The following is a 7,041-nucleotide window of genomic DNA, read 5'->3' as shown; positions in this document are numbered from 1 at the left end:
GAAACTGTAACAGTACCATCTGTTAAGCCATTACAACTAATTGCTCCTGCTACGGCTGCACTTGATATGCTAATCGCTGTTGGTGCAGCATTTATAGTTACTGCATTAGCTGTAGAAATACAACCTGTTACTGTATTTTCTACTTGTACGTTATAGTCTCCTGCAGTTAAATTAGTAATAGTACCTGATGTGTTATTTACTGCTGCCACTACTGGAGAAGTTCCAGTAACAACATATTGCTCATTAGTTCCCAAGGTAGGAGAATTAACTACAATTGTCCCTGTTTCTCCAAAACACAATGGTTGCGTTACATTTACAGTTGGTGCTGTTGGTAATGCATTAACCGTTAATATAATTGTTTCTTCTTCTGGGCAACTATTATTTGCGCTTGCAATTACAACTTTATAATCTGTATTTACCGAAGGTGCAGAAACTGTTAAAGTTTTAGAAGTGCTTAATACTGTAGTTCCAAATGCCGTGTCTGTTGATGGCTTTGAGTACCATTTATATGTAATGTCTGAATCTGGATCTAAAGCTGTTGTTGTATCAGGATCAGTTGAGAAGTCTGTAACTGTTGTACCAGTTGCATTGGCTGTATATGTAATACTACTTCCTACACATACTGCTCCACTTTCACTTGCTGAGATTGGTGTTGAATCAAAGGCTAATACTTCATTGGTAGTAACCGCTGTTGCTGTATTTTGACCTGTAACTTCAGTTCCTGAAGTTGTACCACCAGTAGCCGCAGTAGGTATACCATTGGTATTAACAACTGTACCTAAATTAGCATTACTTCCACCATTACTTCCGCCGCTTAATGTACCTGAAGTCTCTAAACCATTTGCCCCTTCTGAAGCATCAGGACAAGAATCATTATCACTATCAGTATCTAAATGATTTGGTATACCATCTTCATCGGTGTCTGTACCTACACAATAGCTATGCTCAAAAAACTGCATTGTAACACTATCTCCAAAAACAGGGTCAGATTTACCAGCTACAACTACTAATTTAGTTATTGGACCTTGAATTCTAACATTAATAGCATTATTTGGCGCATTTGCTCCGTTATTATTGTCAGCACCTGAAATATCATAAACTCTCTGACCTTCAATAGTATGAGTAGCAAGATTAGAAGACGTTAATACTACTGGCACTTCCGTTGTTCCATTATAAGCTATAAAATCGGCTCTATCTCCGTTATCTATACCTCCCCAAGAAAATTGAACATTATAAACAACTTCAGTATATGTAAATGTATATACTGCTGCATCAATAGTTACTACATCAGCAGGGTAATAAGAAGAAAGCGGAAAATTTGTGGTTTTAGGCTGCACTTGAATATATGCCCCTGTTACGCTTCCATTACTAGCATTTTTTACTCCACCGGCCCACTCAGCATTATTTAATAATTCATAATCTAATGAAACCGAAGAACTACCATTAGCGTACAAACCTGTTATTGTTCCAGAGTTATCTGTACGGTTAAATGTAACTCCCAAATCTACAAAACCTGTTGGGCAACCTAGTTCAACGGTATCTAAAATACCATCATTATCATTATCTAAATCACAAGAATCAGAGATATCATCACCATCTGCATCTGGATAACCTGAATCTGAAGCATCACAACATACAATTGTACCTTGATCTTGAGATGATCCAATACCTTGAGAAACACCTCCAGGTATCCCTGAACTATCTGAGGCCGCAGCAATTGATCCATTTGAAGTTAAACTTGATAATAATATAGTTGTACTGTCTCCTTCAATAGCATCAGGACAACCATCATTATCACTATCTAAATCTAAAAAGTTAGGAGTACCATCATTATCTAGATCTCCATTACCTTCATCAATATCTAAAATACCATCATTATCACTATCTAAATCAAAAACATTGGCAATGTTATCACCATCAGCATCACAATCTTTTCTATATAAGTAAATATTATCAATACCAACATCGTTTCCGTTACCCCCAACAGGTTGATGATTTGTAACTAAAATATTAATAGATGTTGCTGTTCCTGAATTAAAATCTAACAAAATTCTTCTCCAAACATCATCATTTGACAAATCTCCTGAATGAATAAAAGTTAATACATTATTAGTACTAGCATCTTCAATTTCTAAAGTAAAGTTTGGTTTATCATCACAATTATTACATAGTCCTGCTACATCAATTCTAAAACTATAGTCTTGATTTTCAATAACACTTAAGTTATCAATTCTATATATTGGTTCATCAGTAAAATTAGGTGAATCTATATTAATTATTAAGAACCTCCCTGCTGTAGAACCTCCAGTAACAATACCTGTATTACTGTCATAAATATCGCCGGCATCTATATCTCCATTAGCACCAGTTGTTGCGTAATATGAAGATTGATTATTTGATGTTGATACAGCATAATAACCATCGTTTGGATTAGTTGAATCGTAAGTATGTCCTAAAACATAAGGATCTGTACTAGTAGCACCTGTACCAAAATCTTCTCCATACACAATAGTAGATTCAATAGTTGTACAAGAATCACTTGTTTCATCAACATCTGATATTCCATCATTATCATTATCTGGGTCAGTAACATCTGGTATTGTATCTCCATCTGTATCAGCTAATACTTCAATAGTCACAACCGCTGTAACACAATTTGTGTTAGATGTTTCACATGCTTCATATATAATTGTATACACACCTGCTGGTGTTGCAGCTGTAACATTTACACTTCCATTGGTTGTATTTAATGTTACACCAGTATGTGTTGAGCTTACCTGTGTTAAAACTGGTGTTGTTACGTAGCCAAATGTATCATTATCAAGAACATTACTTACTGCTTGCCCCCCAACACCTGTAACCACTGAACCAAAATCATTATTAGCTACATTACATTTTACCATGGCATTTTGACTATCTCCAACTCCTTGTCCTCCAGAAACTAAAGTTGGCACTCCATTAGCGTCTACACTCCCTATAATTACACCTGTAACATCAATATCATCTGCTGCCACACTTCCTGCTCCTTCAAAAGCATCAAAACATCCATCTTCATCACTGTCTAAGTCTAAATAATTTGGTGTACTATCACTATCTGTATCAACAGGTAAACATAAATCCATATCCCCAACACCAAAACGAGAAGCACTTGTTGGAACGGATCCATCTGCAGCTCCTGTACTAGGTGAGGCCATAACAATTAATTTTTTAATAGCAGCGTTATTACTATTAACCTTCAACCAATGCGTTTCATCATCAAAAGCACTATTTAAATCTCCATCAAAATAATAAAACCCGTTTGCATCAATAGATATAATACTTCCTTCAGTAATATCTAAAGTTACACTATTACCACTTGCATCTTCAGCAAGTACTTTTACAGCATCTGTAAAAGTATTTTGACGGTCAAGATCTTTTATATCTACATTGTTTAAAATAACACTTTCTGTAAATTCAAATGTATAAGTTACCAATGGATCTGATCCGCTTACTGCTAATGAAGTCCAAGCGGGTAATAATTGTAAAACATCTCCATCTGTACTATACGTTAAACCACCATCTCCTGTAAGACTCTCCGTAGGAGGGTTTGTCCCCGTATATACGGCTGACACTGTTACATTAACTCCTGATCCACTTAAATCTGTAAGTGTAAAAGTAGGATCTACACCATTTGTATACTCATATTGATCTGAACCATTCCAATCTAAATCTGCTGAAGTACACTCATCACTATCTAAAATCCCATCATTATCATCATCTAAATCACAAAAATCAGGAATACCATCACCATCAATATCATTAGCATCATCAAAACCATTACATTTATCATTTGCATTGCTTACTCCATCATTATCATCATCACATAAATCACTTGTTTGAGTACTATCTCGCGAAATTCCTATTGCTTGTGAAGATGAGTTTGGCACACCATAAGTAGCGCTTGTAGTTGTTGTATCTACGGCTCCTGTAAGTTCTCCTGAAGCATCAATATCTGAAAAATCATAAGTACCTGCACCTTCTATTGCATCAAAACACCCATCACCATCACTATCTAAGTCTAAGTAATCTGGAGTTGTATCACCATCAGTATCAACAGGTATAAATAAATCCATATCACTTACTCCAAAACGAGAGGCACTACCTGGAATTAATCCTGTAGATCCTCCTGTACTAGGTGAAGCTATTATAATTAATTTTTTAATAGCAACATAATTACTATTTATGGATAACCAATGATCAACTTCTGTGGTCCAATCACCAGCATTAGCATCTCCAATAAAATAATAAAAACCATTTGCATCTATAGATAAATTACTTCCTGCAACTAATGTCAAATTTATTGCATCTCCATTTTCATCCTCAGCGATTACTTTTATTGCATCTACAAAGGTAGATTGACGATCAATATCTGTTATATTAACATTATTTAATACAACGCTTTCAGTAAATTCAAACGTATATGTTACCAAAGGATCTGTACCAGTTCCAGTATCTATAGAACCCCAAGAAGGCATTAATTGTAAAGCGGAACGATTAGTTGCTGAAAGGTATTGTAAACCATCAGCATGTTCTGTTGGAGCAACTGTCCCTGAATATACAGCACTTAATGAAACATCAACATCAGATCCACTTAAACCAGTCACTGTATAAGGCAATGTTAAGGCTGTATCTGCTGTTACTTCAGAAGCCCAAATTAAATCTGCCGAAGTAATTTCATCTACATCTAAAATTCCGTCGTTGTCATCATCTAAATCACAATAATCTGGAATTGTATCACCATCTGTATCAAGGTTATCATCACCTCCTGTACAAATATCATCAGCATCTAAAACCCCATCGTTATCTATATCACTTATACAAAAAGAAGACAAATCTCCCAAAAAAGGGTAGTTGTGTATTTCGGTACCTGCACCACTATGTGTTAAATTACCTCCAATATATACACGACCATTAATGTTTCCTTTTACATCTAAATCTGCCAAAGGAGCAATTAATGCCCCATTTAAATCAACTGTATTAGTTACAGAAGTTGCTTCGTAAAAATTCCATACTAAATTATAAACCAAGGCATCAGCATCAGAACTACCTATATTTGGATCTGAAACTCTACCTGCTAATGCTCTATACCCAACACTTACATTTGTTCCACTCACATTAATTATTATGGTTGCGTTTGCAGAAATATTTGCAAATTCCATATCTGTTGAAAAACCTGGACCTACTAAATCTGCTGCTGTAACGTTAAATATTTCAATAGCACTGTTAGTACCTGTAAAAACTGCATTCGCTCCAAAAGGTGGAAAAGAAACAGAACCGGTAGCTGCTGTTGTAGACATTTCAGTACTCATTGATGCCATATCTAAAAGAACTCCAGCTATACTTACTCCTGAACTACCACTACCAGATGATGAAGTCCCTGTAGATGTTGTTGTTAAAGTTCCTGTTATACTACCTCCTGCAATTGCATTATAAGCTCCAGTACTGTTATTAAATCCAAGTGAAACCGAACCAGCGTTTATTTCTATATTCCCGTCAACTGCTAATGCATAATCCCCTGGTGCACCAATTACAAAAGTTCCTCCACCCGATTGAGAAACTCCATATAAACTCGTTTTATTATTTATAAAATCACCACCAACAGCAACTCTTCCTTCAGACTCAGCCCCACCACCATCAGGTATTGTGTAATCTCCTCCTACAACCACAGCATAACCAGTATCTAAACCTCTATAACCAACAGCAGGAACATTTCCTGGTCCCATTTCAAAATTACCTATTGGACTTGGGTAAGTTGCTGTACCGGTTACCCAAGGTATTGAAGGATCTGGAACACCGCCAGAACCATCTAACTGAGAAATAAAATCAGTACATTGCCCAAATGAGACTCCCTTAACAAATAGGGTAATAAACAATATTAAAAATATTGTTTTTATTTTAAATTGAAATTTTTTTTGAGAATTGTAATTTTGTTTCATAAATACTTTTTATTGAAATCAATATTTTAACTTTTCATTGCTGATTATTATAAACAACAACCTTTATTTTTACAAACTAGCTTAAATAGCTAATTTTAATTATTTCATGTTTTTATAACATTAAAACTGGTAAAAAACAGCACATTTTTAATACAGTTTTAACTTAACTTTTGATCTTTTTCTAAATAGAAAAACACCTTATTATCTTTTGATAATCAAGTGTTTCTAACTCATTAAAATTAACCGCAAATATACTTTTTAATTATTCTTTTTAAAAAAAGGAAAAAGTATAATGATTCTAAATAAACGAACGGTCATCAAAATTTCATAAACTGCTTTTTTTTTTATTCAAATGGTAATTAGTTGTTTTTTAGAACTCTAACTAAACCTTTCAAAAACCAACTTAAAAATGTATTTTATGAATGTTTTTTCTTAAATCATTAAGAATTCACACGTTAAAAATCATTTTTGTTCTCTTTTTTATACCTATTCACTAAATAAAAACAAAGCTTTATAAAATGTATTAATTTTAATAGAAAACATAAAGCTGTGCCTTTTTAAGTTTTGACACAGGAAAACAACTTAGGTCACATTTAAAAGTGAAAAAATTATATTTTATAAACGTTCATAAACTCTAAAAACACAAAATGCCGCAATATTGCGGCATTCTGTGTTTTTATATGTTTGCTGTTTTTTACTTAATAGCTTCAGGGTTTACAATTACAAACTCTGTTCTTCTGTTTAATTGGTGTTCGGCTTCTGTACAATCTTCATTATCTGAACATTCATTTACCAATTGCTTTTCTCCATAACCTGTAGCGGTAATACGTTCTGGACTGATTCCTCTGGCAATCATCCAATCTCTTGATGATTTTGCTCTACGCTCTGATAACCTTAAGTTATACTGCTCTGGTGCTCTACTATCTGTATGTGATCCTAAATCTATATGAATCTCTGGGTATTCTTTCATTACTCGAATCACCTTCTCTATCTCAATTGCAGCGTCTTCTCGAATGTTGGACTTATCTAAATCAAAATAAATTGGATTGATATTCACCATTAACAT

At 34.3% G+C, this 7,041-nt stretch carries 2 protein-coding genes; both read right to left on the bottom strand.

What is annotated here, in order from left to right; genetic code table 11:
- Positions 1-5,975, bottom strand: a 5,975-nt coding sequence (locus ACFQ5N_RS14045; RefSeq protein ID WP_386810410.1) for a choice-of-anchor A family protein, incomplete at its 3' end; no start/stop codon positions are given.
- A gap of 694 nt (positions 5,976-6,669) precedes the next feature.
- Positions 6,670-7,041, bottom strand: a 372-nt coding sequence (locus tag ACFQ5N_RS14040; RefSeq protein ID WP_386810409.1) for an OmpA family protein, incomplete at its 5' end; no start/stop codon positions are given.

The organism is Lutibacter holmesii (genome assembly GCF_042679665.1).
Lineage (GTDB): Bacteria > Bacteroidota > Bacteroidia > Flavobacteriales > Flavobacteriaceae > Lutibacter > Lutibacter holmesii.
Note: the sequence above shows the minus strand (reverse complement) of the source record. Positions and strands in the feature narration are given on the sequence as shown.